This is a genomic window from Marinobacter koreensis, from assembly GCF_023156285.1.
Lineage (GTDB): Bacteria > Pseudomonadota > Gammaproteobacteria > Pseudomonadales > Oleiphilaceae > Marinobacter > Marinobacter koreensis.
On record NZ_JAKZAJ010000005.1, the window covers coordinates 308,103 to 330,470 of the forward strand.

At 59.0% G+C, this 22,368-nt stretch carries 26 protein-coding genes; 14 read left to right on the forward strand and 12 right to left on the reverse strand.

The features are described from left to right. Positions 1 to 14 precede the first annotated feature (14 nt). The 3 genes from MLD04_RS15205 (at position 15) to MLD04_RS15215 (ending at position 1,551) form a co-directional block, all read left to right on the forward strand. Entirely contained in the window at positions 15 to 596 is a 582-nt protein-coding gene (locus MLD04_RS15205; RefSeq protein ID WP_248160259.1) for a histidine phosphatase family protein, read from the forward strand. A 62-nt stretch (positions 597 to 658) separates the two neighbouring features. Then, positions 659 to 997, forward strand: a complete 339-nt coding sequence (locus MLD04_RS15210) for a zinc ribbon domain-containing protein YjdM (RefSeq protein ID WP_248160268.1) — start codon at positions 659 to 661, stop codon at positions 995 to 997. Between the two features lie 38 nt (positions 998 to 1,035). Then, a complete protein-coding gene (locus MLD04_RS15215) occupies positions 1,036 to 1,551 on the forward strand; it encodes a phosphate-starvation-inducible PsiE family protein (protein ID WP_248160270.1) in 516 nt (171 codons plus the stop codon). Here the strand turns inward: MLD04_RS15215 and MLD04_RS15220 are convergent. Next, positions 1,533 to 2,507 carry a DMT family transporter gene (locus MLD04_RS15220; protein WP_248160272.1) on the reverse strand — a complete coding sequence of 325 codons (975 nt, stop codon included), beginning with the start codon at positions 2,505 to 2,507 and terminating at the stop codon, positions 1,533 to 1,535. The genes MLD04_RS15215 and MLD04_RS15220 overlap by 19 nt on opposite strands. A gap of 126 nt (positions 2,508 to 2,633) precedes the next feature. Here MLD04_RS15220 and MLD04_RS15225 point away from each other — a divergent pair, with 126 nt between their 5' ends. The 3 genes from MLD04_RS15225 (at position 2,634) to MLD04_RS15235 (ending at position 4,671) form a co-directional block, all read left to right on the forward strand. After that, a complete protein-coding gene (locus MLD04_RS15225) occupies positions 2,634 to 3,530 on the forward strand; it encodes a LysR family transcriptional regulator (protein ID WP_248160274.1) in 897 nt (298 codons plus the stop codon). A gap of 126 nt (positions 3,531 to 3,656) precedes the next feature. Next, the gene (locus MLD04_RS15230) at positions 3,657 to 4,283 is read left to right on the forward strand and encodes an NAD(P)H-dependent oxidoreductase (protein WP_248160276.1); all 627 of its coding nucleotides are present in this window, start codon (positions 3,657 to 3,659) and stop codon (positions 4,281 to 4,283) included. Between the two features lie 154 nt (positions 4,284 to 4,437). Next, positions 4,438 to 4,671: a hypothetical protein gene (locus tag MLD04_RS15235; RefSeq protein ID WP_248160278.1), complete on the forward strand. Its 234-nt coding sequence runs from the start codon at positions 4,438 to 4,440 to the stop codon at positions 4,669 to 4,671. Here MLD04_RS15235 and MLD04_RS15240 read toward each other — a convergent pair. Continuing rightward, positions 4,668 to 5,489, reverse strand: a complete 822-nt coding sequence (locus MLD04_RS15240) for a M90 family metallopeptidase (protein ID WP_248160279.1) — start codon at positions 5,487 to 5,489, stop codon at positions 4,668 to 4,670. The genes MLD04_RS15235 and MLD04_RS15240 overlap by 4 nt on opposite strands. A gap of 123 nt (positions 5,490 to 5,612) precedes the next feature. Here MLD04_RS15240 and MLD04_RS15245 point away from each other — a divergent pair, with 123 nt between their 5' ends. Both MLD04_RS15245 and MLD04_RS15250 read left to right on the forward strand, forming a co-directional pair. Further along, positions 5,613 to 6,068: a CopD family protein gene (locus tag MLD04_RS15245; RefSeq protein WP_248160281.1), complete on the forward strand. Its 456-nt coding sequence runs from the start codon at positions 5,613 to 5,615 to the stop codon at positions 6,066 to 6,068. 36 nt (positions 6,069 to 6,104) lie between these two features. Continuing rightward, positions 6,105 to 6,971: a DUF6544 family protein gene (locus tag MLD04_RS15250; RefSeq protein ID WP_248160283.1), complete on the forward strand. Its 867-nt coding sequence runs from the start codon at positions 6,105 to 6,107 to the stop codon at positions 6,969 to 6,971. On the opposite strand, the gene norR is transcribed toward MLD04_RS15250, so the two are convergent. After that, positions 6,943 to 8,505, reverse strand: coding sequence for a nitric oxide reductase transcriptional regulator NorR (norR, locus tag MLD04_RS15255; RefSeq protein ID WP_248160290.1), 1,563 nt, complete (start codon positions 8,503 to 8,505; stop codon positions 6,943 to 6,945). The two genes, MLD04_RS15250 and norR, sit on opposite strands and share 29 nt — an antisense overlap. Before the next feature lie 151 nt (positions 8,506 to 8,656). On the opposite strand from norR, the gene hmpA reads away from it, so the two are divergent. After that, complete coding sequence (gene hmpA, locus MLD04_RS15260; protein WP_248160292.1) at positions 8,657 to 9,832, forward strand: NO-inducible flavohemoprotein; 1,176 nt, start codon at positions 8,657 to 8,659, stop codon at positions 9,830 to 9,832. Positions 9,833 to 9,886: 54 nt separating this feature from the next. Here hmpA and MLD04_RS15265 read toward each other — a convergent pair whose 3' ends face one another. Both MLD04_RS15265 and MLD04_RS15270 read right to left on the reverse strand, forming a co-directional pair. Beyond that, entirely contained in the window at positions 9,887 to 10,306 is a 420-nt protein-coding gene (locus tag MLD04_RS15265; RefSeq protein ID WP_248160294.1) for a universal stress protein, read from the reverse strand. Positions 10,307 to 10,429: 123 nt separating this feature from the next. Next, on the reverse strand, positions 10,430 to 14,128 hold the full coding sequence (locus MLD04_RS15270) for a DUF1631 family protein (RefSeq protein WP_248160296.1): 3,699 nt from the start codon (positions 14,126 to 14,128) through the stop codon (positions 10,430 to 10,432). A 121-nt stretch (positions 14,129 to 14,249) separates the two neighbouring features. On the opposite strand from MLD04_RS15270, the gene MLD04_RS15275 reads away from it, so the two are divergent. Beyond that, entirely contained in the window at positions 14,250 to 14,579 is a 330-nt protein-coding gene (locus MLD04_RS15275; RefSeq protein ID WP_248160298.1) for an antibiotic biosynthesis monooxygenase family protein, read from the forward strand. On the opposite strand, the gene MLD04_RS15280 is transcribed toward MLD04_RS15275, so the two are convergent. Next, complete coding sequence (locus MLD04_RS15280) at positions 14,506 to 15,510, reverse strand: ribonuclease Z (protein WP_248160300.1); 1,005 nt, start codon at positions 15,508 to 15,510, stop codon at positions 14,506 to 14,508. The two genes, MLD04_RS15275 and MLD04_RS15280, sit on opposite strands and share 74 nt — an antisense overlap. A gap of 59 nt (positions 15,511 to 15,569) precedes the next feature. Here MLD04_RS15280 and MLD04_RS15285 point away from each other — a divergent pair, with 59 nt between their 5' ends. Together MLD04_RS15285 and MLD04_RS15290 are read left to right on the forward strand one after the other, a co-directional pair. Further along, a complete protein-coding gene (locus MLD04_RS15285) occupies positions 15,570 to 16,424 on the forward strand; it encodes a crotonase/enoyl-CoA hydratase family protein (RefSeq protein ID WP_248160301.1) in 855 nt (284 codons plus the stop codon). A gap of 3 nt (positions 16,425 to 16,427) precedes the next feature. Beyond that, positions 16,428 to 17,024 (forward strand): CPBP family intramembrane glutamic endopeptidase, encoded by a 597-nt coding sequence (locus tag MLD04_RS15290; RefSeq protein WP_248160303.1) that lies wholly within the window; start codon positions 16,428 to 16,430, stop codon positions 17,022 to 17,024. A 5-nt stretch (positions 17,025 to 17,029) separates the two neighbouring features. Here the strand turns inward: MLD04_RS15290 and MLD04_RS15295 are convergent, their stop codons facing one another. After that, positions 17,030 to 17,434 carry a DUF2721 domain-containing protein gene (locus tag MLD04_RS15295; protein WP_248160305.1) on the reverse strand — a complete coding sequence of 135 codons (405 nt, stop codon included), beginning with the start codon at positions 17,432 to 17,434 and terminating at the stop codon, positions 17,030 to 17,032. Between the two features lie 61 nt (positions 17,435 to 17,495). Beyond that, entirely contained in the window at positions 17,496 to 18,374 is an 879-nt protein-coding gene (locus MLD04_RS15300; RefSeq protein WP_248160307.1) for a LysR family transcriptional regulator ArgP, read from the reverse strand. Between the two features lie 88 nt (positions 18,375 to 18,462). Here MLD04_RS15300 and MLD04_RS15305 point away from each other — a divergent pair, with 88 nt between their 5' ends. Then, on the forward strand, positions 18,463 to 19,068 hold the full coding sequence (locus MLD04_RS15305; protein ID WP_248160309.1) for a LysE/ArgO family amino acid transporter: 606 nt from the start codon (positions 18,463 to 18,465) through the stop codon (positions 19,066 to 19,068). A gap of 12 nt (positions 19,069 to 19,080) precedes the next feature. Here MLD04_RS15305 and MLD04_RS15310 read toward each other — a convergent pair whose 3' ends face one another. The 4 genes from MLD04_RS15310 to MLD04_RS15325 all read right to left on the reverse strand — a co-directional run bounded on the left by MLD04_RS15310 (position 19,081) and on the right by MLD04_RS15325 (position 21,919). After that, a complete protein-coding gene (locus MLD04_RS15310) occupies positions 19,081 to 19,461 on the reverse strand; it encodes a ribbon-helix-helix domain-containing protein (RefSeq protein WP_248160311.1) in 381 nt (126 codons plus the stop codon). Between the two features lie 41 nt (positions 19,462 to 19,502). Further along, a complete protein-coding gene (locus tag MLD04_RS15315; RefSeq protein WP_008937505.1) occupies positions 19,503 to 20,072 on the reverse strand; it encodes a DJ-1/PfpI family protein in 570 nt (189 codons plus the stop codon). 99 nt (positions 20,073 to 20,171) lie between these two features. Then, the gene (locus tag MLD04_RS15320; protein ID WP_008937506.1) at positions 20,172 to 20,843 is read right to left on the reverse strand and encodes an SOS response-associated peptidase; all 672 of its coding nucleotides are present in this window, start codon (positions 20,841 to 20,843) and stop codon (positions 20,172 to 20,174) included. Beyond that, positions 20,801 to 21,919, reverse strand: a complete 1,119-nt coding sequence (locus MLD04_RS15325) for an alpha/beta hydrolase (protein ID WP_248160355.1) — start codon at positions 21,917 to 21,919, stop codon at positions 20,801 to 20,803. Before MLD04_RS15325 ends, MLD04_RS15320 begins: the two co-directional genes overlap by 43 nt. Before the next feature lie 94 nt (positions 21,920 to 22,013). Here MLD04_RS15325 and MLD04_RS15330 point away from each other — a divergent pair, with 94 nt between their 5' ends. Next, complete coding sequence (locus MLD04_RS15330) at positions 22,014 to 22,331, forward strand: putative signal transducing protein (protein WP_008937508.1); 318 nt, start codon at positions 22,014 to 22,016, stop codon at positions 22,329 to 22,331. The last annotated feature ends 37 nt before the right edge of the window (positions 22,332 to 22,368 follow it).

Genomic DNA, 22,368 nt, shown 5'->3' on the forward strand with positions numbered 1-22,368 from the left:
GGGGGCACATTATAATGATCAGGAAACTGGTTCTTGGCCTTACTCTCAGCATTATTGGCGTCGCGATTGCCGTGAAGGTCGCGGCCAGCGATGGTAATGCTGTCGCCTGGCAGGCACTGCGGGACGGCGAGGCCATACTCATCCTCCGGCATGCTCTGGCTCCCGGAACCGGCGATCCCGCCAATTTCACATTGAATGACTGCAGCACCCAACGAAACCTGAACGAAACCGGTCGGGAGCAGGCGCGGTCCTGGAAGCCGTTCCTGGCAGAACACGGAATTGAAGAGGCGCGGGTGTATACCAGCCAGTGGTGCCGCACGCGGGATACGGCCTCGGAGATGGATGTGGGGGCGGTTTCGGACATGCCGTCGCTGAATTCCTTTTTCCAGAATCGTGGCGACCGATTGGCCCAGACTCGGGAGACGGTTGAGCAGGTGAACGCTTTGGGTCCGGGGTTGCCGGTGGTTCTGGTGTCGCATCAGGTGAATATCACCGCGTTGGCCGGTATCTATCCATCGTCGAATGAAGGCGTGATCCTGGCCTTGCCGTTGTCGGATGAGCCGTCGGTGCTGGCGCGGATCACGCCGGGGCCCTGATGGAACCGGTGGGTCGGGATTCTGGTATAATCCCGTTTCCATCTAATTAACAGGAAATGATAATGTCGCAGCTTCCTCCCTGCCCCGAGTGCAATTCCGAGTACACCTATGAAGACGGTGTGCAGTTGATCTGTCCTGAATGCGGGCACGAGTGGTCCGAGGCCGAACAGACAGAGGCCGAGGCGGGCAAGGTGATTCGCGATGCCAATGGCAATGAACTGCAGGACGGTGATTCGGTCACTGTCATCAAGGACCTGAAGGTAAAGGGCTCCAGCTCGGTGGTGAAGGTTGGCACCAAGGTAAAGAACATTCGCCTGGTCGAGGGTGATCACGACATTGATTGCAAGATCGATGGGATTGGTGCTATGAAGCTGAAATCGGAGTTCGTCAAAAAGGCCTGATCCGGCCGCCAGGATCGGCAGCTCAATGGGAGGAGCCAATGCCAGAGAAGAATGACAGCGAGCCAGCGGCTTCAGGTTCTTCGGAGGATAAGCATGAGTTGCACCAGGAGTTGCCGATTGATTTCCCGGATCCGTTTTTCCGGGGACTGCATCACGTCATCCGCTTTGCCATTCGGGTTCTCGCGGTTCTGATGGTGGCGGTCATTCTCTGGGGCGTGGGGGATGTCATCTATATCATCTATGAACGCCTCCTGACGCCACCTCATTTCCTGCTGAACATCAACGATATTTTCTACACTTTCGGCGCGTTTATGGCGGTGCTGATTGCTGTGGAGATTTTCATCAATATCCGCCTGTACCTGGGTACGAATATTTTTCCGGTCCAGCTGGTGGTTGCCACCGCGCTGATGGCTATCGCGCGGAAGGTCATTGTTCTCGACTTCAACACGCTCACTCCCATGTATCTGATCGGGATCGCGGCCACCACGCTGGCCCTGGGCGTCAGTTATTGGTTGCTCAGGCAACGGGGCGGCACTCAGGAATGGGAGGACTGACGGCCTTTCTCCGCGGGATTAGGGCGGGACAACGAGCCAGTGTCTGCTTCGGCACGGATCGGGGCTTTGTTGGCGAGGCGTAAGCCAGCAAAGACGACCAGAACGCCTAGCCAGATGGTTGCAGCGTAATCTTCCCGGAACCAGACAACGCCGATAATCAGGCCGAATATCGCGGCCACGCTGCCGAGCTGGCTGAAGAAAACAGGCGTGGCCCGTTTCTGTATTTCAAAGGCGCAGAGATAGGCCAACGCGGTCACTCCCCCCTGTAGAACAACCACTTTCCACAGATCCCGGTCAAATTCCGCCGACAGAAGTGGCGTTTGAGCGCTTTTTGCATACACGCCCAGTATCACCGCACAGGTGAGCAGAGTTCCGGCGGCGAGTGTTATCGGTGAGGTGTGTGCCGGCCACGCCACGGAACGGTAGACGTTGCCAATCGACAGCGCTAACGGTATCAGCAGACCGAGCGCATACCAGTAGACCGGTGATTCGCTCATTCCTGAATGGCGCTGAATGATGATCCACGCACAGGCAAGGACCGCAATGGTCAAACCTGTCAGCCTCCGCCAATTGTTCTTTTCCAGTCCTATCGCAATTGACATCACGAACGTGAATATCGGTGGAAGGGCATACATGATGCCGGTGAAGCCGGTGCCCAACCTGTTCACCAGATAGAAGGCGATGACATTCGGTAGGGCAATTCCGGTGAGGCCGCTGATCAGAAAATAGATGACCAGTGGTTTATGGACCATCGGCCGGAGTGAGTGGCTTCGGCCAAGCAGGAGCAACCCGGCAATCAGTGTCTGCCAGAACGCGTAGGTGATCGGAGGCATGCCCTGTGCTGTGGCGGTCTTTGAAAGTGCCAGCATCAGCGCGATCAGGAATCCGTTGGCCAGTAGCAGGCACCATAGCGTGGTGCCGGGAGATAGGACGAGTCCGGGGGGAAATCGGGTCATGGGCATTGGCCTCCGATGCATCGGTTACAAAGGGTCTGCGTAAAAGTGTGCATGAGGCGACAGAATTGATAATTGAATGGGATCGAACAATACTGATTCCGAATTGGAATGAATCAGGAGAGGACGTTGGCTACCGACAAGCTGGTTGCCATGAGGATCTTTCGGCGAGTCGCAGAGCTGGGGAGTTTTACCCGGGCTGCGGACGATCTTGAGATTACCGCTGCGACCGTCAGCAAACACATCGCATTTCTGGAGCGAGACATTGAAACCCGGTTGATCAACCGGACCACGCGACGAATGAATCTGACCGATGCAGGTGTGGCGTTTCTGGAGCGTACCCAGTCACTGCTGGATGGTCTGGAAGAGGCAGAGCTGGAGGCAAGAGGGCTTCAGGCGGAGTTGCGGGGCACGATCCGGATCAACGTGCCCGTGTCCTTTGGCCTGACCCACATAACCCGGGCGATTGATGGGTTTTTGCAAAAACACCCGAAAATCCGGATCGACGTTCAGTTCAATGATCGCATGGTTGACCTGGTGGAGCAGGGTGTCGATATTGCAATACGGGTGCGTAGCCAGCTCGCGGACTCAAGCCTGCGTGCCAGGCCGCTTCGCAAGTCCCGAAACGTTGTCTGTGCATCTCCGGACTACCTGGCCGATGCCCCGGAGATTGCGACACCGGGTGATCTCGCCCGGCATAATTGTTTGGTGTTCGCGCTCCATGACCGGCCCAACGTTTGGGAACTGGGCGACGAAACAGTGACAGTGAGCGGCAATTACCGGACGGACAGCAGTCTGGCCATCCGCCAAAGTCTGTTGAGTGGTCTTGGTGTGGGGTTGTTACCACGATTCCTCGTGCAAGAGGATATCGATGGCGGGGTACTGGTGCCCTTGCTCAGCGATTACCCGCCCCGAAGCTATACCATCTTTGCATTGTTCCCGCCTGGGCGGATGCAGTCGAGTAAAGTCAGGATGCTGGTGGAACACCTGGATGAGCATCTGGGGAACAGACCGTATTGGGAGTAAGCGGCCGTCGTTGAATGACTACGATCACTGATTATTTCTGAAACCGAAAAAGTATCCTTCTGTACTGGCTGTTTTATCGTGTTGTCGGGTCTCATAGATTGGTATCTCCACCATGGGAGATCGTTTATGAACCTACACGCAGCTCTGGACTGGCGATATGCGGTCCGTGAATTTTCATCCGAAAAGCTCGATTGGCAAACCGTTGATACACTGATTGATGCAACGCGCAAGAGTGCATCTTCCTATGGACTGCAGCCCTATCGACTGATCGTGATTGAATCGGAATCCGTGCGGCAACATCTGTTGCCCCATTCGTATGGTCAGCAGAAAGTGCTGGATTGTTCTCATCTGGTGGTTCTGGCCGCCGAAACGGAGATAGGGAACGCCACGGTCGATCGCTATGTCGACCGATTCCAGCGGGTCAGAGGGGTGCCCTATGACGATATCGCCGGTTATGCCGGGCACATGAAGGAGGCCCTGGCCGGTAAGACGAGCCGCGAGAAGCGGGAATGGGCGCATCAGCAGGCGTATATTGCGCTCGGCACGCTGCTGACGGCGGCGGCTGTGCTCCGGATAGACAGCTGCCCGATGACTGGTTTCGATCGCCTTGCCTATGACGACGTCCTGGGACTGGCCGAGCTGGGGCTTGAGACTTCCGCTATTGTGGCTCTGGGGCATCGCAGCCCGCAGGATGTCAGCGCTGGGCTGGCAAAGGTGCGTTTTGATGACGCGGATATGGTCATTCGGTTGTAGCAGGAAGACAGGTTGAGTCTCAACTGAAAGTCAGGGACAAAGAGGTCCACAACAATGAAAGTATGTATCGTCGGCGCCGCTGGGAAACTGGGTAAGTATATGGTTCAAGCGCACGGGCCTTCATCCTCCGCTGGACTTGGGAGCGCCTGACCCTGTGAAAGATGACCATCTTGATGCATGGCTCGAAGCCATTCCCGATGTCCGGGACGGTCTGACTCGTACAGAGCGGATCATTCTTCACGTGTTGAATGAAACCCAGAAAGAGCTCAAGGGCCGGAACGTGCCGACCGTCATGCTCTACGGCCGGGTGCTGGAATACGTGAACATCAGTGAAGAGGATCTGCATCTCTATCTGGACCGGCTGGGGGTCAAAGGCGACGGCCGTTAGCGGGCGTGGAGCGGATCAAGCCGGTAGTAGTCTTTCAGTGCCTCGTACACCTCTGCCTGTTCCCTGTGCAGATGTTCCGGTTGCTGGAAAAAGGCTTCGGTGAGCACCGCGAAAAACTCGGCCGGTTCCGTGGCGCCATAGGGGTCGAGCCAGGGTTTGTGGTGGTGCTCAATGGTGTTCTGAAGGTTCTCATAGGCCCGGCTCATGGTCTGTTGCCAATGCCGTGCCTGTTCCCCGCTCAGTGGCGGTGCGCCATCAGCTGATCCGTCCAGATAGTCCAGCTGGTGGGCGAACTCGTGGAGGATCACGTTGTGAGGGCTATGGTGGTTGTTAGCCGCCTGTTCGCACTGACTCCATGCCAGCACCACCTGTCCATGGCTTGATGCCTCTCCGGCCCGGATTTCCTCGCTTTCGTGAACAATCATGCCATGCTCCCAGGCATGCCGGACCCGGTACACATCCGGATACATCAGAATGCTCCGGATATCATCGTAATAGGAGAAAGGGCGCGTCAGGATGAGCAGGCAGGCGTGGCCGGCGACCGTCAGACGAACCCGTTCGTCCACCTCGAAACCGTCACAGCCGTAGAAGTCCTTTTCCGAGAGGAACAGCTGGACCCGTTGTTCAAAGGGGGCACGTTGTTCCGGCCGAAGCCGGCTGTAATAGGGCACCTGCTCTTTGAGGAGTGTGCGCCAGCGTTCGGGGAATGCCTGCTCGAGTTCCCGGTTGCGGCGCCAGTTGCGGTAGAAAAACAGGTAGAACACGGATGCCGCGATCAGGACGATGGAAAAGAGAGCAAAGGTCAGGGCTGAAGACATAACGTTCCTGTTCACACACGGCGGTTTGTGGAATGATCATACCGGAATCCACGATCTCCGACAGGAACGGGTGTGCCGTCTGCCGGATCAAACTTGTTGAAAAAAAACATTGGGAGTTGCCTCATGAGCCTTGCCATCGCATTGCACGTTCTGTCCGCCGTGATCTGGGTGGGCGGTATGTTTTACGCTTACATGGCCATGCGACCGGCGGTGGTGGAAGTGATCGATGCGTCCCAGAGAGGGGTGCTCTGGTGCCACACCCTGTCCCGGTTCTTCAAATGGGTCTGGCTGGCCATTGTTCTGTTGCTGGCGACCGGTTACTGGATGATCTTCAATGTTTTCGGCGGCATGGCTGGCGCCGGCTGGCACATTCACGCCATGCAGGGGCTGGGCATTGTCATGATGCTGCTGTTCTTCCATGTCTATTTTGCGCCTTTTAACCGCTTGAAAAAGGCCGTGGCCAATCAGGATCCTCAGGAAGGTGGTCGCCAGGTTGCCCAGATCCGTAAGCTGGTGGCGGTTAACCTGGTGCTTGGCCTGATCGTTGTTGTGATTGGTGCCGCAGGTCGCTATCTCTAACGATTTCGACGCCTGGGCTCCGGGACAGGGAGTGTCATGCTCCAGCTTATTCTTCTCTGCCTTTTTCTCTTTGCTCTGAGCCTGTTCGGTGGGCTTGGGGTATTGCGGTATTCCGAGAGACGGGCCGAAGAACGAGCCGTCGACGACATGGCACAAACACAACCCCGGGAACCGGCTTACTTTGATCCGGCCCTGGTTGATCATCTGCCCGAGCCCGCTCGACGCTTTTTCCATTATGCGATCAAACCGGGGGCGCGTCTTTTCACCGTAGCTCGCCTGACCATGACGGGAAAGTTCGGGATGGGCAGCCGGGATAAGCCCGATTATCTGCCGATGTCTGCCAGGCAGGTTCTCGCGATGCCCACCGGTTTTGTCTGGGCCATGCGGGCCCGACGTGGCTTGATGACGATTTCCGGTTCAGACAGTGATCGTTGGACCCGTTTCTGGCTGATGGGCTTTATCCCGGTTGCGCGAATGGGTGGAACGCACGATCACGCCTTGTCGGCATTCGGTCGTTACGTGGCGGAGGCTGTGTTCTGGACGCCGGCCGCCGTGCTACCCGGACCGAACGTCCGGTGGGAGCTGGTGGATGTCGACACGGCGCGGGTGACGGTGCGACACCAGGGACTTTCCCAGTCAGTGGATGTCACCGTGGCTCCGGACGGTCAACCCGTTCAGGTTCGGCTTGATCGCTGGAGCAATGCCAATCCGGATCGGGAGTACCGCTGGCAGCCGTTTGGCGGCTACCTTTCGGCCTTCAGGGAAGTAGAAGGATTCCGGCTCCCCCACCATGTTGAAGCGGGTAACTTTTTCGGCACCGACCGATACTTCCCGTTTTTTGTGGTGGATGTGGGGCAAATCCGTTTCCAGCCACTCACTGACGGGCAATCCCCAACCGTTTGATCAGCCGGCTGAAATTTCCCCGGTCGACACCCAGGGACCGTGCGGTGGCGGCCTGGTTGCCCTCGTTTCGGTCCAGTGCCTCGCGAATCATCCTGATCTGGAACTGATCCGTCGCTTCCCTCAGGGATAGATTGCCAATAACCGGACCCTGGCTGGCGGCGGGTGGCGATGCTTGAGGTGGAAGCCCGTCACTTGCCCCGAGATCCAGCGTGCTGTGGGTGATCGTCAGGACCGCCGAATCATCCAGGGAGGTTGCTGCGGCTCGTGTCCGGAGAACCGATCGGCTGATCAGGTGCTCCAGCTCCCTGACATTGCCCGGCCAGTCGTAGGCCATGAGCGCCTGCTGCGCCGTTGCTGATAGCCGGATGCCCTGGAGGCCGAACCGACGCCGGTTCTGTTCCAGGAAATGCCCGGCCAGGATCAGCACATCCCGTTCCCGATCCCGCAGGGGAGGGACATCGATCGGATAAACCCCGAGCCTGTGGTAAAGGTCTGCCCGGAACCGCCCGTTGGCCACCGCCTTTTTCAGATCCCGGTTGGTGGCGGCAATAATGCGAACGTCCAGCTGGAGGAACGCATCGCTGCCAACCCTCTGGATTTCTCCGCTCTGTAGCGCCCGCAGAAGTTTCGGTTGTGCAGACATCGGCAGTTCGCCGATCTCATCCAGAAACAGCGTCCCACCATGGGCCAGTTCGAATTTACCGGCCCGGTCCGAGGTTGCGTCCGAAAAGGCGCCTTTGGCGTGGCCGAAAAGCTCGCTTTCCACCAGATTTTCGGGCAATGCGGCGCAGTTGACGTAAACAATCGGCTTCGCATGTCGCCGGGAGCGATGATGAATCTGGCGTGCCACCAGTTCCTTTCCCACTCCGGTTTCACCGGTAATCAGGACGGTCAGATCGGAATCGGCAACCACCCGCGTCTCCCGGCGAACGGTTTCGATGGCGGCGCTGCGGCCCAGCATCTCGTGGTTCACCTGTTCCGCTACCAGCGTTCTGGCGACCATCTGCTCCCGTTCCGCCCGGGCCTTCAGAGTATCAATCAGGTTGGCGATCCGGATGGTTGCCTCCGCCAGCCGCATGAAGGTTCGCAGGCGAATGGGATCAAGGTCGTTGAAGGTATCGGGTTGCAGTGCATCCAGGGTCATAACACCCCAGGGTACGTCATCGAGGTACAGGGAGAGCCCGAGACAGTCGTGCACATGGATGGCGCCTTCAACGTTTTCCACCAGACCGTCGTAAGGATCGGGTAGGTCGGAATCCGCCGGAAAGCGGACAGGCTCCCGACTGAGCAGAATGCGGGCCAGCCGGGGATGGTCCTCCACCTCGAAGCGACGTCCGAGGGTGTCGTCGCTGAGTCCGGACACCGCCATAGGCCTGAGCTGCTGTCCGTCCAGGCGGAGCAGAGCCGCGGCATCACAGGGAAACGCCCCTCTCAGCGCCTGTAAAAGGCGAGCGTAGCGTTGTCTTGGGGGCATATCACGGGACAGGTCGGCAAGAATGCCAAGGACCATCTCGGTAAAGGAATGTGCTGTCATAAGGACATCAAGATTGTGGAAATGACACGGTTCAGGGTGTTGTTACCGTAACATCTTCACTTTCAAAAATAACTTAAATCAAGGACTTGGAAATGGCATAGATCATGCCTTCCCGGTGGCGCATTGTTTTTATCACTCAAAGGAGACGCGAATGCTGTCACCCGAAAGCCGGTCCATTATTGATGCCACCCTTCCCGCCGTGGAGGCCCACGCCAACGACATTACCGATGTATTTTATCCGTTGATGTTCGAGCGCTACCCTGAGGTAAGGGCCTACTTCAACCAGACTCATCAGGCGGAAGGGACCCAGCGCCGGGCGCTGGCGAATGCGGTCGTTGCGTATGCCCGTAACCTGGACCGCCTTGAAGCGCTTGGCGATGCGGTATCCCTGATCGTCAACAAACACGTGTCCCTGAACATTCAGCCGGAGCACTATCCCATCGTTGGCGAGTGTTTGCTGGCGGCCGTGAAACAGGTCCTGGGCGATGCCGCCACCGAGGAGGTGCTGGCAGCCTGGGGCGAGGCTTACCAGCAGCTGGCGGATATTCTGATCTCGGCCGAGGAGGGGCGCTATCAGGAGAATGAAGCCAAACAGGGCGGCTGGCGTGGCGAGCGAACGTTCGTGCTTGCCCGCAAGATTGCCGAGAGCGAGGAAATTGTCTCCTTCTATTTTGAACCGGAGGATGGTGGCCCTGTGGCGGATTTCCAGCCGGGCCAGTACATCGGTCTGGTGCTCGATATCGACGGCCAGCAGGTGCGTCGAAACTACTCACTGTCGAATCGTCCGGGGCGCCCTTACTACCGGATCAGTGTGAAGCGGGAGCCTGACGGTGTGGCGTCCAATTTCCTGCATGATCGTCTGAACGAGGGGGACCGGGTTCAGATGACCGCGCCTGCCGGCGATTTCGTATTGAAAGACAGCGAGCGGCCACTGGTTCTGCTCAGCGGGGGAGTGGGCATCACCCCGACTCTGGCCATGCTGGAGCCGGCGCTGGAAGGCGGTCGCGAAGTGCACTTCCTGCACGGTGCCCGAAACAGCAAGGTTCAGGCTTTCCGGGACAGGCTCGCCGAGCTGGAAAAGGCTCACGAAAACCTGCGGGTGACCGTCTGCTACAGCGATCCACTGCCGGACGATGCGGGCCAGACAACCGGCTTCTTCGACAGGGATCGCCTGGCCAGTCTGCTGCCGGAGGACCGTAATGTGGACGTGTATTTTCTGGGGCCCAAGCCGTTCATGCAGGCTTGTTTCCAGAATCTGAACGAGCTGGCGATTCCTCCCCGGCAGATCCACTATGAGTTCTTCGGGCCGCTGCAGTCCCTGAACTGATTGAGTGACCCGCCTGGCACACCTGCCGTGTGTCAGGCGTGGGGCAGGGGCGGTTTAACGCACGACAAATACCGACACATCGCTGTGCTTGACGATGTTGGCGCCGTTCGAACGCAGCAGGTGGAGCCAGTCGCCGATGCCCGGCGGGTGAGAGGCCATGATCACCAGGTCAGCACCGGTGTCCTTGATCGCGTCCAGAAGCTTGTCATCCAGCTCGACCGCGGTATCCGCCGAATGCAGTACCTTGGCCTCGGTTTTGATGCCGTGGGCCTTGCCTTGCTCCTGGGCAAACTCGTCCATTTTAGACGCCAGCTCTTGTGGGTTGTGTGCCGCAGCGCCGGGTGGTGTGTTGGTGACGGTCACGTAGCAAAGTGTGGCGCCGTAATGCTTGGCCATATCAATGGCGGTATCGAGCGCCTTGGGCATTTTGTCCAGGTGTGACAAATCCACGGGTACCAGAATCTTTTGGTACATGATTCGCTACCTCCCTGATTGGTTGAGGACATGAATATGTCGCATATACCCTGAGCGTGGCATTGGAAGGCCACTTCTGCCAAGGTTTTATGCCGTTGCGTTGATCTCGAACAATCTGTGGACTCAGCAAGTCGTTGGTTTTGGCGTCAGGTTCCTGAGCGGTCGTGGTTTCGCAATCCCGAAGCCCTGGGCATAGTCCACCTGGATCTCCCGCAGCGTGTCCATGATTTCCATATCTTCCACGTACTCGGCAATGGTCTCGATATCCAGGAAGTGCCCCAGTTCGTTGATGGAGCGAACGAGCGCGTAGTTGGTGAGATTTGAGGCGATGTCCCGAATGAAGGTGCCGTCGATCTTGATGTAGTCCACCGGCAGTTTGTGCAGATAGGCATAGGAGGAAAGGCCGGTGCCAAAATCATCCAGGGCAAACCGGCAGTTCAGGCGCTTCAGTTCACGCATGAAATCCGCCGCGAAGTGAAGATTGGCGACGGCCGCGGTTTCGGTGACCTCAAAGCAGAGTTTGCCAGCCAGGTCCGGATTGGCTTTCAGGCTGGACTCCAGGCCCAGCATGAAGGTGTCGTTGCTCAGGGAGTTTCCGGACAGGTTAACGTTCAGCGTGTCGATGCCTTCCAGTGTGTCCGGATTCTGTCGCATCCAGGCGAGCACCTCGTTGACCACCCAGAGATCCACCTTGGTGCTCCGGTGAAACTGCTCCGCCGCCTCAATGTAGCCCTGAGGTGATATTTCAACACCGTTGCTGTCCCTCAGGCCAAGCAGCAGTTCGTACTTTCGGCCCTCCGCCGGATCGTTATACACCGGAACGATGGGTTGCGCCCGGAGATAGAGATTGCCCTCCTGCAGCGAACGGTCGATCTCGGATACCCATCGGGTCATGGTTTTATCTGCTGCTGGTGTGCTGTGTCTGACGACTTCAATCCGGTTGCCGCCCGGATGCTTGGCAGATTTAACGGTGAGGCTGCCCTGATTGAGCAGGTCGCCGGCGTCAAGGTTGTCGCCGCCGATGGGCAGCAGGGCGATGGATACCGTTGCATTGAACCGGTTGTCGTTATGGTCGAAGTCGAACTGCTCAAAATCCCGCCGGATGGATTCTGCCAGGTCGAGACTGGCGTCCAGGGACAGGTCCTCGAGGAGCAGGGCAAACTCGTTGCCGCCAATACGGCCAACGGCTGACTGGCCGCTGGTGTTGCGGCTGCGTTCTATGAGGTATTTGCCGGTTCTCCTGAGCGTTTTGTCCCCGGCACTGGCTCCGTAGGAAGCATTGATGACGCTGAATTCGTCTATGTCGACGATCATCAGGGCGTGTGAGGCATCGTTGTTCCGGGCATTGAGCAGGAGCTGCAAGCGCTTTTCGAAATCATGACGGTGCAGGCAGCCGGTGAGCGCATCGTGGATGACCTGGGCGTTCAGTTTCTTGTAGACGTCTTCAACAATGTGAAAGAGGCGTTGTTCCACGTATGAAGGCGGCTGTTCGTCAATCAGCCAGGCTTCACCGGCCGCCAGCTTTGCAGCGAATTCGGGAAGGTCATAACCGGTCTCGGTCATCCCCTTCGGGGAGAGGAAAACGAATCTCAGTGCGTCCTCATTGCTCCATATCAGGCGCATCCGGCGCGGCTCGCCGCCATCGGACGTCAGCTCGACCCAGTCGCCGACCTTTAATCCCCGCGCTCTCTGAGCCCAGCGAGTGTCTTGTGCAGTCTGCGGCATGATGTCCAGTGGCACCGTATCACTGCCGCCGTAATGGTCCAGCCGGACCAGTGTCACCGGTTCCGTACCGGATAACTGTTTTTCCAGATCCGCCAGAATACTCTGGGTGCCGGTCGTCATGCCCCCGGTTGCCAGTTCCCGTTCAATGTATCGGAGCATGACGCCGCTCTCGAGGTCCTGGGCCACAGTGTGGTCCCCGGACTGCGTCTCGGTGGGGGCAAGCCAGTCCTGAAGCTGTTCGACGGTCTCCAGCAGGGCCTGGAAGTGCTGGCTGTCGCGGCCATCGCGAAGTGCGGAAAGGACCATGACCTGTTCCCAGCCTGAGCCAAGAAGGTTCAGCAGTACCTCCGGCACCTGCCCTCCGCCGAGCGTCTCGTTCAGTCGGCGCTGCACGTCTTGCCGGGTTTTACGGAGGCGCTCCTTGCCGTCGAGGGTTTGTGCCAGACGTTCCGAATTGCGCAGAAATGACTGGTTCTGCTGGTGAACCAGCCCTTTGAGCCGGGACTCTGCTTTCTGGAACGTCGGCGACTCCGGGTCGCTCACATCGGTCAGATCTTCAAGAATACTGACCAGTGTGCTTTCCAGCCGTTTGGCGGTGCCGCGGTCCGTCAGACAGAGTTCCGAGAGTGCATTCAGCATTTCACGGGCTGGATGCTGCTCATCATCCAGCAGGTCAGTGCTGGACAGCAGGGACTCGAAGATCGGAACCTGCAATCGTGTGAGCTGTTCACGGACTGATGGTGCCAGCTCGTTGTGGTCTCTGATCGGGTCAAACAGTGTATCGACAATCCTGGCTTTGCTGCGGGTTGCGTGATCCAGATGGCCCTTCAGGTCGGGGTCGTCGCTGACCAACTCTTCCAGAACATTGCTCAGGCCGCTGTCCGGCTCCATAAGCCGCTGGGTCAGTTGCTGTCGTCTGGCCCGGATGGTTTTCTGGAAGGCCAGCGGATTGACCGATGCAGAGCCCCGCGGCCGTTCCGGATCGTGAGTCATTTCCAGCAGTTCAAGAACATTGCTACCGGAGCCGATGCCGTTGGCAGGCCTTGCATGTTGCTCCGGAGAGGACGGCGCCTTCTCCGGTGCCTGCGATGGCGGGGGCGCTTTTTGCTCGTTCCTTGATTCACGGAGTGACCAGTTTGGTGGCATCTGGTCGAGCGATAGAAACCGGAACCCGGCCCGGTTGAGGTCTCCAATGAGAGAGGTCATCGCGGCCGGCCACAGGTCCGCCAGAGCATCCTCAAACGCTGCATACAGAAGTCTGCGGCCGTCTCCGCCGAGGCGCAGCCTGTCGATGGTGTATTGAAGGCACTGACAGAGAGCCAGGGGCGACAGTGGATTGGTCCGGTCGTCGAGATCGACGCCGAACACCTGGCCCAGCAATTGATGGAGAGCGAACAGCTCATTCTGGTAAGCCTTGTCAAAGCGCCTGGCCACCATTTGCAGATCCAGCCAGTCCTCGAATACGTGCTGCTGTATCAGCTCGAGTTGATGGCTTTCCTCGCCATCCGGAGTACTTGTCTCGAGCACCAGGGTGTTGGCCCGGAACCGACCGACAAAATCCTCGGCGATCCGAGGCTGCCGGCTCTGCAGAATGAAACGCATATCCTTGAGACGGGTGATTTCGCGAAGCTCGGCCGCTGCCTCCTGCTCGGTTTCGATGGCTGCGAGGGCAGTTTCCACGAATTCCGGAATCAGTCTCCCCAGAAGCCGGTCGCAGTGCTTTCGGTAGAGGGATCGGGTGGCCTTTATCGTTGAGGCGTCATTCAGTCGGGGAACCCCTGTCCCGGTTGTGACGGTCTGCTCCGCGATGTCGGTGTCGGATTCGTGCTGGAACCGGAAAGACGGGCCGGACAACGCTTTGATGCGACCCCGGAGTCGAACAGCACGGCCTTCCACTGCATCCTCGGGAAACAGGTACAGGTGTGCGTTGGTTTCACGGTGCGTTGAAAGATGGTCGGCGACGGCCGGAGAACGCAGGTTCTCGACGACGCATTCCAGCGTTGAAGATGCTAGGGTCAACGAATGCAGCGTACAGCCGGTTGGTATCAGTCCGGGCGTGACGAGAAGGGCATCCTGATGTCTGGTGTCGTGTTGCAAACCGGTTTACCGCCTTCCTGAGCAGCTGAAATTTGGACTCTTTGAATCTAGTTTCAGTCTTTTAATTTGACAAAAAAGCGGCGGATTGTACACCTATAAAGGCGACATATGTGAGGTGTCTATGAAATTCATTTTTGAAGTTCGGATCAAGGAAGGATATACCGCGGAAGACTATGCCGAGGCTTGGGTGCGCGCCAGCGAGCTGATTCAACAGGCCCCGGGAGCACGGGGAACCGAGCTCCACCGGAAAATTGGAGAGCCGGGTGTACTCATCGCAATTGCCTCCTGGGAGAGCAAGGCGGCGCGGGACGCCATGGAAGCGCATAAGGACCCCAGGATCACGGAAATCATCCGCAGCGCGGCGCCGTTCGTGGAGATCACTCCGCTCGGGGAGTTCGAGGATCCTGAGTGGGTGGTGATGCCACCGCCTCAAGGGTCAGATCGCGATTGAGCCGGTAGGTGGCGAGATCCCGGGCAAGGATCAGCTGGCCGCGGTAACGCTCTCTGGCTTCCAATTCAATCTCGTCGATATTGGGGTAGGCACCCCGGCTTAACTGGTAGCGGGAACTGAAATGGGTCAGTACAAGGTGGGCGAGCCCGGCATTCTCTGCAAACCGGGCAACGCTTGCGGCGGAGCTGTGCTGGGGCCAGGGTCCCACCTTGTCCGCAATGGCCTGGGTATAGGTGGCTTCGTGAATCAGGACCTGAGCGTCGGTACAGAGCGTTTTCAACAGATCCGGTGTGTCGTTGTCGCCGCCCACGACAATCTTCCTCGCGGGTCGAGTGACCGTGGTGTAGGTGTCACTGCGAACCACCCGTCCATCCTCGAGGAGGGCATCCCGTCCCCTCTGTAACTCGCCCCAGATCGGTCCCGGTTCAATGCCATCGGCTTCCAGTCTGTCGGTCAGCAGTTGCCGCTCCCGATTTTTCTCGGTAAACGCGAAAGCCCGGCACGAGACGCGGTGGGAGAGCGCCGTGGCACTGACAGCGATGGCCTCGTCTTCCCATTGGAACTCCGGAGCTTCTGAGTCGATGTATTTGAGCTCGTAACTCAGACTCGAGTCACTGTTGGCCAGGGCCGTTTCCACGAAGTCCCTGACCGGCCTTGGGGCAACCAGGAACAGCGGTTCGGAACGGCCCAGCATGGAGGCGCTGGTGAGCAGCCCCGGCAGACCAAACGTGTGATCGCCATGGCAGTGGGTGATGAAAATGGCCTGAAGCTTCATCACCGAATGGCGGGTATGCAGCAGCCTGTGCTGAGTGCCCTCGCCGCAATCAATGAGATACCAGTGCCGGGGCTTGCCGTGCATCAGTGCCAGTCCGGTCACATTCCGGGCTTTTGTCGGGGTGCCGGCGGAGGTTCCGAGGAAGGTGAATTCCATGAGCTGCCTTTTCGGGGTAACGTATGGGCACTCGTTAAAACGAACCAAGGAGTCGTGTCTTGTCTGAGCTAGCCCACTACGAGAGTTTCAATGTTGAGGTAAAGGACTACATCGCCCATGTGCAGTTTAGCCGGCCTGAAGCCCTGAACACCATGAATAAGGCGTTCTGGCTGGAGCTGCCCCGGTGCATGCAGGACATTGAGGCGAACACTGATGCGAGGGTGATCGTCATCTCCTCCACTGGCAAGCATTTTTCCGCCGGCATGGATCTGGGCGTCTTCACCGATCCGAAATCCGTTCCCATGAGCGGCGATCCCGGGCGCATGGCCGAGAACCTGCGTCGTGTCGTACTCCAGCTTCAGGATACGCTGACCTCCCTGGAGCGGGTCCGTTTGCCGGTACTCGCAGCGGTTCACGGCGGCTGCATTGGTGGTGCGCTGGATCTGGTATGTGCCGCCGACAGCCGTTACTGCACCAGCGATGCCTACTTCACCATCAAGGAAACCGAGCTGGGTATGACCGCGGATGTGGGTACCCTGCAGCGTCTTCCGAAACTCATGCCCGAAGGCGTCGTGAGGGAGCTGGCCTACACCGGCCGTAAGTTCGGGGCGGATGAGGCTCATCGGCTCGGATTCGTCAATTCCGTCTATGACAGTCAGGAAGCGATGATTGAGGGCGTGATGGCCATTGCCGCGCAGATCGCCGCCAACTCGCCGCTGGCGGTCACCGGCTGCAAGGAAATGATCCACTTCTCCCGGGATCATTCGGTGGAGGACAGCCTCAAGTACATGGCCACCTGGCAGTCCGGTATGTTCCGTCCGACCGACATGATGAAGAGCTTCCAGGCGAAGGCGCAAAAGCAGACACCGGAGTACGATGACCTGTTTCCGGTAAAACACCTGTTCAGCCAGTAAGGTATGCGCCGAAGACGCAGTTCATCCATCTCGACCCGGGCCGCCCTGGTGTTTCAGGGCGGTATCGGTGTCGTGGGCCTGATCGCCATATGGCTGTTTGATATTCCCGTTCAGTGGCAGGGTCTTGGCGGTCTGGAGGTGCTTCTGTATGGCGGGCTCGGCGCCGTCGCCACCTACCTGGCGTTGCTGTTAATCACCCAGATACCCGGGTTGTTTCCCGACAACCTGGATCGTCAGATGCAGGGGCTGTACAACTTTGCCCGCAGTTTTCCCTGGCCGGTCCTGGTCGCCCTGTCCGTGCTGGCCGGTGTCGGCGAGGAACTGCTGTTCCGGGGGGCGGCCCAGGGATGGCTGGTCCAGCACACCGGCCCCTGGACCGCTGTCATTGCAGCGTCCGTGCTGTTTGGCCTGGTGCACTACGTGTCGTTCACCTACTTCCTGGTTGCGACCGGCCTCGGCCTCGTGCTGGGGACCGGGTACCAGCTCTCAGGCAGTCTCGGGCTGGTCATGCTCTGGCACGCCCTTTACGACATGCTCGCCCTGTACTGCCTGCTCCGTTTTCCCCACTGGTTTGGCGTCAAGGTGCCGGGTCGGCGCTGACCCCCTCAGTCCGGCCTGGCTTCCTTTCTCGCCTCGAAGTTGGACAGCTCCACGTTGATGGCGTTTGTGGAAATCTGGATTTCATACAGGGAGTAGAGCAGAGACAGGGACAACAGGACCAGGCTGATGCCGAATGCCACAATGCCAGGCATTTCAAATCCGAGGAACAGCAGGAACATGGACATAGTGCACAGGAAAAAACTGAGCACGCCGAAGGCCTGCATGCGCTTGGTCAGAACGATGCGCTTGCGCAGCATCCCGATCTGACGCGCAATTACGGAGTGGTCTTCCTCCGAGTCCATTTGCTTGAGTTGCCGGATCAGCTGGGCCAGTACCAGAAACCGGTTGGTGTAGGCCAGCAAGAGCAGGGAAATTGCGGGGAACAGAAGTGCGGGGGTGGTCAGGTCCAAAAGATCGTCCTTTCAGATGTGTTGTGGCGTTGTGGTTTTCGGTGGCCGGGGAGAAACCGTATCAGGATGGCACGAGACCGTTTCCGGAGACCAATGCCCGGGTCAGGCGCTCCATAGCCCCTCCGCCATGGCGCCAGAAATGCCAGTATAGCTGGACCTCCAGATGCTTACCGGGGGCGATGCTTGTGAGGGTGCCTGCTTTTAGCTGAGTCTTAACCTGAATTTCCGGGATCATTCCGTAGCCCATGCCGGCCGTTGCCAGTTTGACAAACCCCTCGGAGGATGGGCAAAGATGATGGGGAAAGGTGCCAAGGAAACCGCATTGGGCCAGAAAACGATGCTGGAGCTGGTCATTGGGACCGAAAACAATGGCTGGTGCCTCCTGCAGGGCTTGTTCGCTTAAACCATCTGGAAAGAATCGCGCGACGTACCTGGGCGTTGCCAGCGGCAGATAGGTCATTGAACCGATCGGCACGCAACGGGCTCCGGCAACCGCCTGGGGGCTGCTGCACAGGCAGGCGGCGACATCACCCTCACGCATCCTTCGCAGGCCGATGTCCTGGTCCTCAATCACCAGGTCCAGCAGCAATCCCTCTTCCCAGCAGAATTCACCGATGGCATCCGCCCACCAGGTCGCCAGGCTGTCCGCGTTCAGGGCAATACGCAGCCTGGCGGAGGGTTGGTCGAGGGTCGGCAGAGATCTGGCCAGATCCCGCTCCAGTAACTGCACCTGCTGCACGTGGTTGAGCAGCCGTTGCCCGGCGGGCGTGGCCTTCAGGGCCGGGCTGCGAACGAGTACTGGTTGCCCGAGCCGGATCTCCAGTGTCCGGATTCTCTGGGAAATGGCGGACTGGCTGAGCCCCAGGGAATCCCCGGCACGCTCGAAACCTCCGCACTCGACCACGGTCGCCAATGCCTCGAGCAGCTTGTAATCGATCATAAGTAAATCTGATGCAATATAACGAGTATGAATTTCAAGTATAGCGGCGCCCGGGTATGCTTGCGTCAGTTTTTTAAGGAGAGTGAGCGTGCTTGAAAGCTATCTGACCGGACTGGTGGTGTGCGGTGGCATTATTGTCGCGATCGGAGCCCAGAACGCCTATGTACTGAGCCAGGCCATTCGCCGGGAACACCACTGGTGGTCTGCCGGTTTGTGCATGGCCTCCGATGTAATCCTTTTTACCCTGGGCATGTTCGGGGTCAGTGCCGCGCTGATGGCCATGCCCCAGGCGCTCGCACTCTTGCGGTGGCTGGGGGTGGCTTTCCTTGGTTGGCTGGCGCTTCAGGCCCTGGTCAGGGCCGGTCGTGGCCGGGCCGCTCTGGAGGCCGGTGAGGTCACCCGCCGGAGCCTGAAAGGTGTGCTGTTTACGACACTGGCCGTCACCCTTCTCAATCCACAGGTGTACCTGGACACTCTGCTGCTGATTCCAGCCGTGGGGGCTCAACAGAAAGATGCACCCAGTTTTGTCGCGGGGGCCAGCAGCGCTTCGATTCTCTGGTTTGGTGCACTCGCCTGGGGGGGATCGGCCCTGGCCCCGATACTGTCACGGCCGATGGCCTGGCGAGTCATTGATGCCCTGATTGGCGTTATCATGGCAGTGATCGCCATTCAGCTTGCGGTTGGAGGGCTCTGAGCGGGGCCTCGGCTAGTGTGTCGACTTGCCGGTCCTGGCCATTGGCAGTCCACCATCCGGCGTTTTCTCCAGAATCCGTTCGGCGTCCAGGGCGGCAATGGGCACACGGGTATCGCGGGGGATGTCTCCACTGAGCTGAAGCGCCAGGTACCGCATGGCACAGACTCTCAGGAACGAGGTGAAGTTGCCGAGATCGTGCCCGGCATCGATGGATTCGTGGTAAAGCCGGGTGATCATTTGCGGAAGGTTCATGCCATCCCGGTGTGCCAGCTCTTCCAGTACCTGCCAGAACGCGTTTTCCATCCGGACGCTGGTCACCATGCCATCGATCCGTAAGGAATGAGTCTTGCTGTTCCACAGGTCCGGGCTGGCACTGATGAAGAGCTTGCACACGGGAGATCCCTCCTTACGCCAGGTGTGCTGGCACTGGCCGATCAGCGATCGAGCAGTTTGAAGAACTGGGAAAGCCAGGCCGGATGGGCAGGCCATGCCGGCGCCGTTACCAGATTACCATCGGTGACCGCCTGATCAACATCGATTCCGGCAAAGCGGCCGCCTGCCAGTTCCACCTCTGGCTGGCAGGCCGGATAGGCCGAGCATTTGCGGTCTTTGAGTACATTTGCCGCCGCGAGGATCTGCGCGCCGTGACAAATCGCGGCCACCGGTTTATCGGTCTCGAAGAAATGACGCACCATGCTCTGGACCTGCTCGTTCAGGCGCAGGTATTCCGGAGCGCGGCCACCCGGAATCAGCAGGGCATCGTAGTCCGCCGGATCCGTCGACGCGAAATCGGCATTCAGCGCGAAGCGATGGCCCGGCTTTTCGGTGTAGGTCTGGTCGCCCTCGAAATCGTGGATGGCGGTCGCCACCGTATCTCCGGCCTTTTTGTCCGGGCATACGGCATGGACGGTATGGCCAACGGCCTGCAGGGCCTGGAACGGGACCATGGTTTCATAGTCTTCGGTGAAGTCACCGGTGATCATCAGGATTTTCTTGCCACTCATGCTGTTCTCCCTGTCGTTATCGGAACACGCTTTTGGAAGTGCTTCGTCCAGACTCAAGAAGGTAGCAGCACCGGGCAAAGGGTGGGTAGTAAAGGGTTACTACCCGGCTCGGCGAAGGATCTCGGGGCTATCATGGCGCGGATTGTTTACGTCGGTCGAAACCGGAAATGCTTCAAGTTGTGCCGCGGGTAACCGCTGTGTTGCCCTCCGGATGTCCTCCCGGTCGGTCAGCTCCGGGTTCAGCCACTGTTTGAGGCTGCCCGGGTCCAGCACCACCGGTTGCCGTTCATGGATGTGTCTGAGATCGCCATGGGCTGGCTCGGTGATGATGGCGCAGGTGCTGGTCTCATCGCCCTCTCTTGGCGTCCACAGACCGGCAAAAAAGATCAGCGCATTCTGCTCGGGATCCTTCGGTGTCACGTAGTAGGGCGTTTTCCCATCCCGGGTTACCTGCCACTCGAACCAGCCGTTGGCGGGGATCAGGCAGCGGTGATGGGAGAACGCCTCCCGGAAGTACCGGGAACGTGCGACGGTTTCCGCACGGGCATTGATGGGAGCGGGCGCTTTGTCTCCGGCCCAGGCAGGTCGGAATCCCCAGTGGGAGTGGGCCATCACCGGCGAACCATTCAGGCTCATCCGGATCATGGCGATACCGCCGCCTGGCGTAATGTTGTAGCGGGCCTCGAAGTGACCATCCACCTCCATACCCTCCGGAAAATACCGGGCGATCAGGCTGTCGGGCGGGGTGTAGAAGCTGAATCGTCCACACATGGGGCTGTCTGCTCGGTTCTATGGGACTCCAGGTCTTCGAGAAACGCCTGGATATCCTCAAAGGCGTCGGTGGCTTCCGGGAGAAGGTCGGTAAAAATATGCCAGACATGGACCATGCCCGGCCAGGTATGGAGTGTCACTTTCGAGCCTTCTGAAGCGGCTTTGGCGGCATACCGCCGGGCATTATCCAGCAGCATCTCGGACGCGCTCACGTGTATCAGCGTGGGCGGGAGATTCGCGAGGCTGCCCCGCAACGGCGAGGCGACCGGATTGGTGGGCGACACCCGGAAGGCGGCCAGCGTGCCCCACCAGATAACGGGCAAGGGAACTTTGGCCAGCCCGCCAAACACCGGCCCAAGCAGCGGATCCGTCTGGATGTTGTCCCGGTTGCTCGGCGCTGTCAGGGTCAGGTCGGTCGATGGGGACAGGGCCACGGCAGCGTCCGCCTGCCGGATACCATTGTCGCGGACCCACGCAAGCAGTCCCAGGGTGTGGCTGCCGCCGGCAGAGTCGCCGGCCACTACGACAAAGTCGGCTCGTTCGTGGCCATCGGGACCGTTGTCGAGCATCCAGGTGTAGGCTTTCCGACAGTCCCGGACGCCATCCATATAACGGTGCTCCGGCATCAGGCGGTAGTCCACGGCGAACACGGCGGCATTGGCCAGACGCGAGAATGCATCGGTGATGGCCCGGTGACTCCGGGGGCTCCCGGCGGCCCAGGCACCGCCATGGATGTAGAGCACCCGGCGGCGTGAATCCACGCCCGGCGCCAGGACCCATTCGCCGCGGGGCTCGTCGTTGTGCCGGAATTCCGAAGCCAGTGTAATGCCTTCGCTGAGCCCATCCATATGGCGGCGCAAAGCCATCAGCCTGGCCTTGCCTTTAAGGCCTCGCGAGGCCTCGCCCAGCTCTCGAAGGCGACCGAGTACCTGTTGGTGTCCGTCGTTGGGTGTGGCTTCGCGAACCGGGTAATCGGTACTGTCCAGGTGGGACAGATCCTCGGTACGAAACAGCAGAGCCGTAGCGGCGATCACCATGAGCACGAGTGCCAGCAGCAGGACAGCAATCCAGAGCATCATTCTTCCGTATCCAGTTTTAGGGGCTATGCTGAAATCATAACCGCGTCGCTTCACAAGCGCTGCCCCTGAATGTCACAGAAGGAGTGGAGCTTTGCAAATTGCTTACCGGGCCAGGGATATCACCGAGGCCCACATCGTGGCGGGTTTTCTTGAGGCCCATGGCATCGAGACACACGTTGGTGGCCACTATCTGCAGGGCGCCCTGGGTGAGATTGGCACGGCCGGTTTCAGCAACGTCCACGTCGCCGATGATGATTTCTACCGCGCCCGGGAACTGGTCCTTGAATATGAGGGGGATCGCCCCACAAGTAGAATCACAACAGCCAGGGAGGACAAGCCGGACCGTTACGCCCGCTGGTTCCTGTTGGCACTCATCGTGATTGTCTGGCTCCTGATCCGCATGGATTGAAACTGCGAACGCATCAACCTGAATCTGAAAACGGAGG

Bases quoted from the DNA above. Each gene is read 5' to 3' on its own strand.
- MLD04_RS15205 (WP_248160259.1), top strand. From the start codon at position 15: ATGATCAGGAAACTGGTTCTTGGCCTTACTCTCAGCATTATTGGCGTC.
- MLD04_RS15210 (WP_248160268.1), top strand. From the start codon at position 659: ATGTCGCAGCTTCCTCCCTGCCCCGAGTGCAATTCCGAGTACACCTAT.
- MLD04_RS15215 (WP_248160270.1), top strand. From the start codon at position 1,036: ATGCCAGAGAAGAATGACAGCGAGCCAGCGGCTTCAGGTTCTTCGGAG.
- MLD04_RS15220 (WP_248160272.1), bottom strand. From the start codon at position 2,507: ATGACCCGATTTCCCCCCGGACTCGTCCTATCTCCCGGCACCACGCTA.
- MLD04_RS15230 (WP_248160276.1), top strand. From the start codon at position 3,657: ATGAACCTACACGCAGCTCTGGACTGGCGATATGCGGTCCGTGAATTT.
- MLD04_RS15240 (WP_248160279.1), bottom strand. From the start codon at position 5,489: ATGTCTTCAGCCCTGACCTTTGCTCTCTTTTCCATCGTCCTGATCGCG.
- MLD04_RS15245 (WP_248160281.1), top strand. From the start codon at position 5,613: ATGAGCCTTGCCATCGCATTGCACGTTCTGTCCGCCGTGATCTGGGTG.
- MLD04_RS15250 (WP_248160283.1), top strand. From the start codon at position 6,105: ATGCTCCAGCTTATTCTTCTCTGCCTTTTTCTCTTTGCTCTGAGCCTG.
- norR (WP_248160290.1), bottom strand. From the start codon at position 8,505: ATGACAGCACATTCCTTTACCGAGATGGTCCTTGGCATTCTTGCCGAC.
- hmpA (WP_248160292.1), top strand. From the start codon at position 8,657: ATGCTGTCACCCGAAAGCCGGTCCATTATTGATGCCACCCTTCCCGCC.
- MLD04_RS15265 (WP_248160294.1), bottom strand. From the start codon at position 10,306: ATGTACCAAAAGATTCTGGTACCCGTGGATTTGTCACACCTGGACAAA.
- MLD04_RS15275 (WP_248160298.1), top strand. From the start codon at position 14,250: ATGAAATTCATTTTTGAAGTTCGGATCAAGGAAGGATATACCGCGGAA.
- MLD04_RS15280 (WP_248160300.1), bottom strand. From the start codon at position 15,510: ATGGAATTCACCTTCCTCGGAACCTCCGCCGGCACCCCGACAAAAGCC.
- MLD04_RS15290 (WP_248160303.1), top strand. From the start codon at position 16,428: ATGCGCCGAAGACGCAGTTCATCCATCTCGACCCGGGCCGCCCTGGTG.
- MLD04_RS15300 (WP_248160307.1), bottom strand. From the start codon at position 18,374: ATGATCGATTACAAGCTGCTCGAGGCATTGGCGACCGTGGTCGAGTGC.
- MLD04_RS15315 (WP_008937505.1), bottom strand. From the start codon at position 20,072: ATGAGTGGCAAGAAAATCCTGATGATCACCGGTGACTTCACCGAAGAC.
- MLD04_RS15320 (WP_008937506.1), bottom strand. From the start codon at position 20,843: ATGTGTGGACGATTCAGCTTCTACACCCCGCCCGACAGCCTGATCGCC.
- MLD04_RS15325 (WP_248160355.1), bottom strand. From the start codon at position 21,919: ATGCTCTGGATTGCTGTCCTGCTGCTGGCACTCGTGCTCATGGTGATC.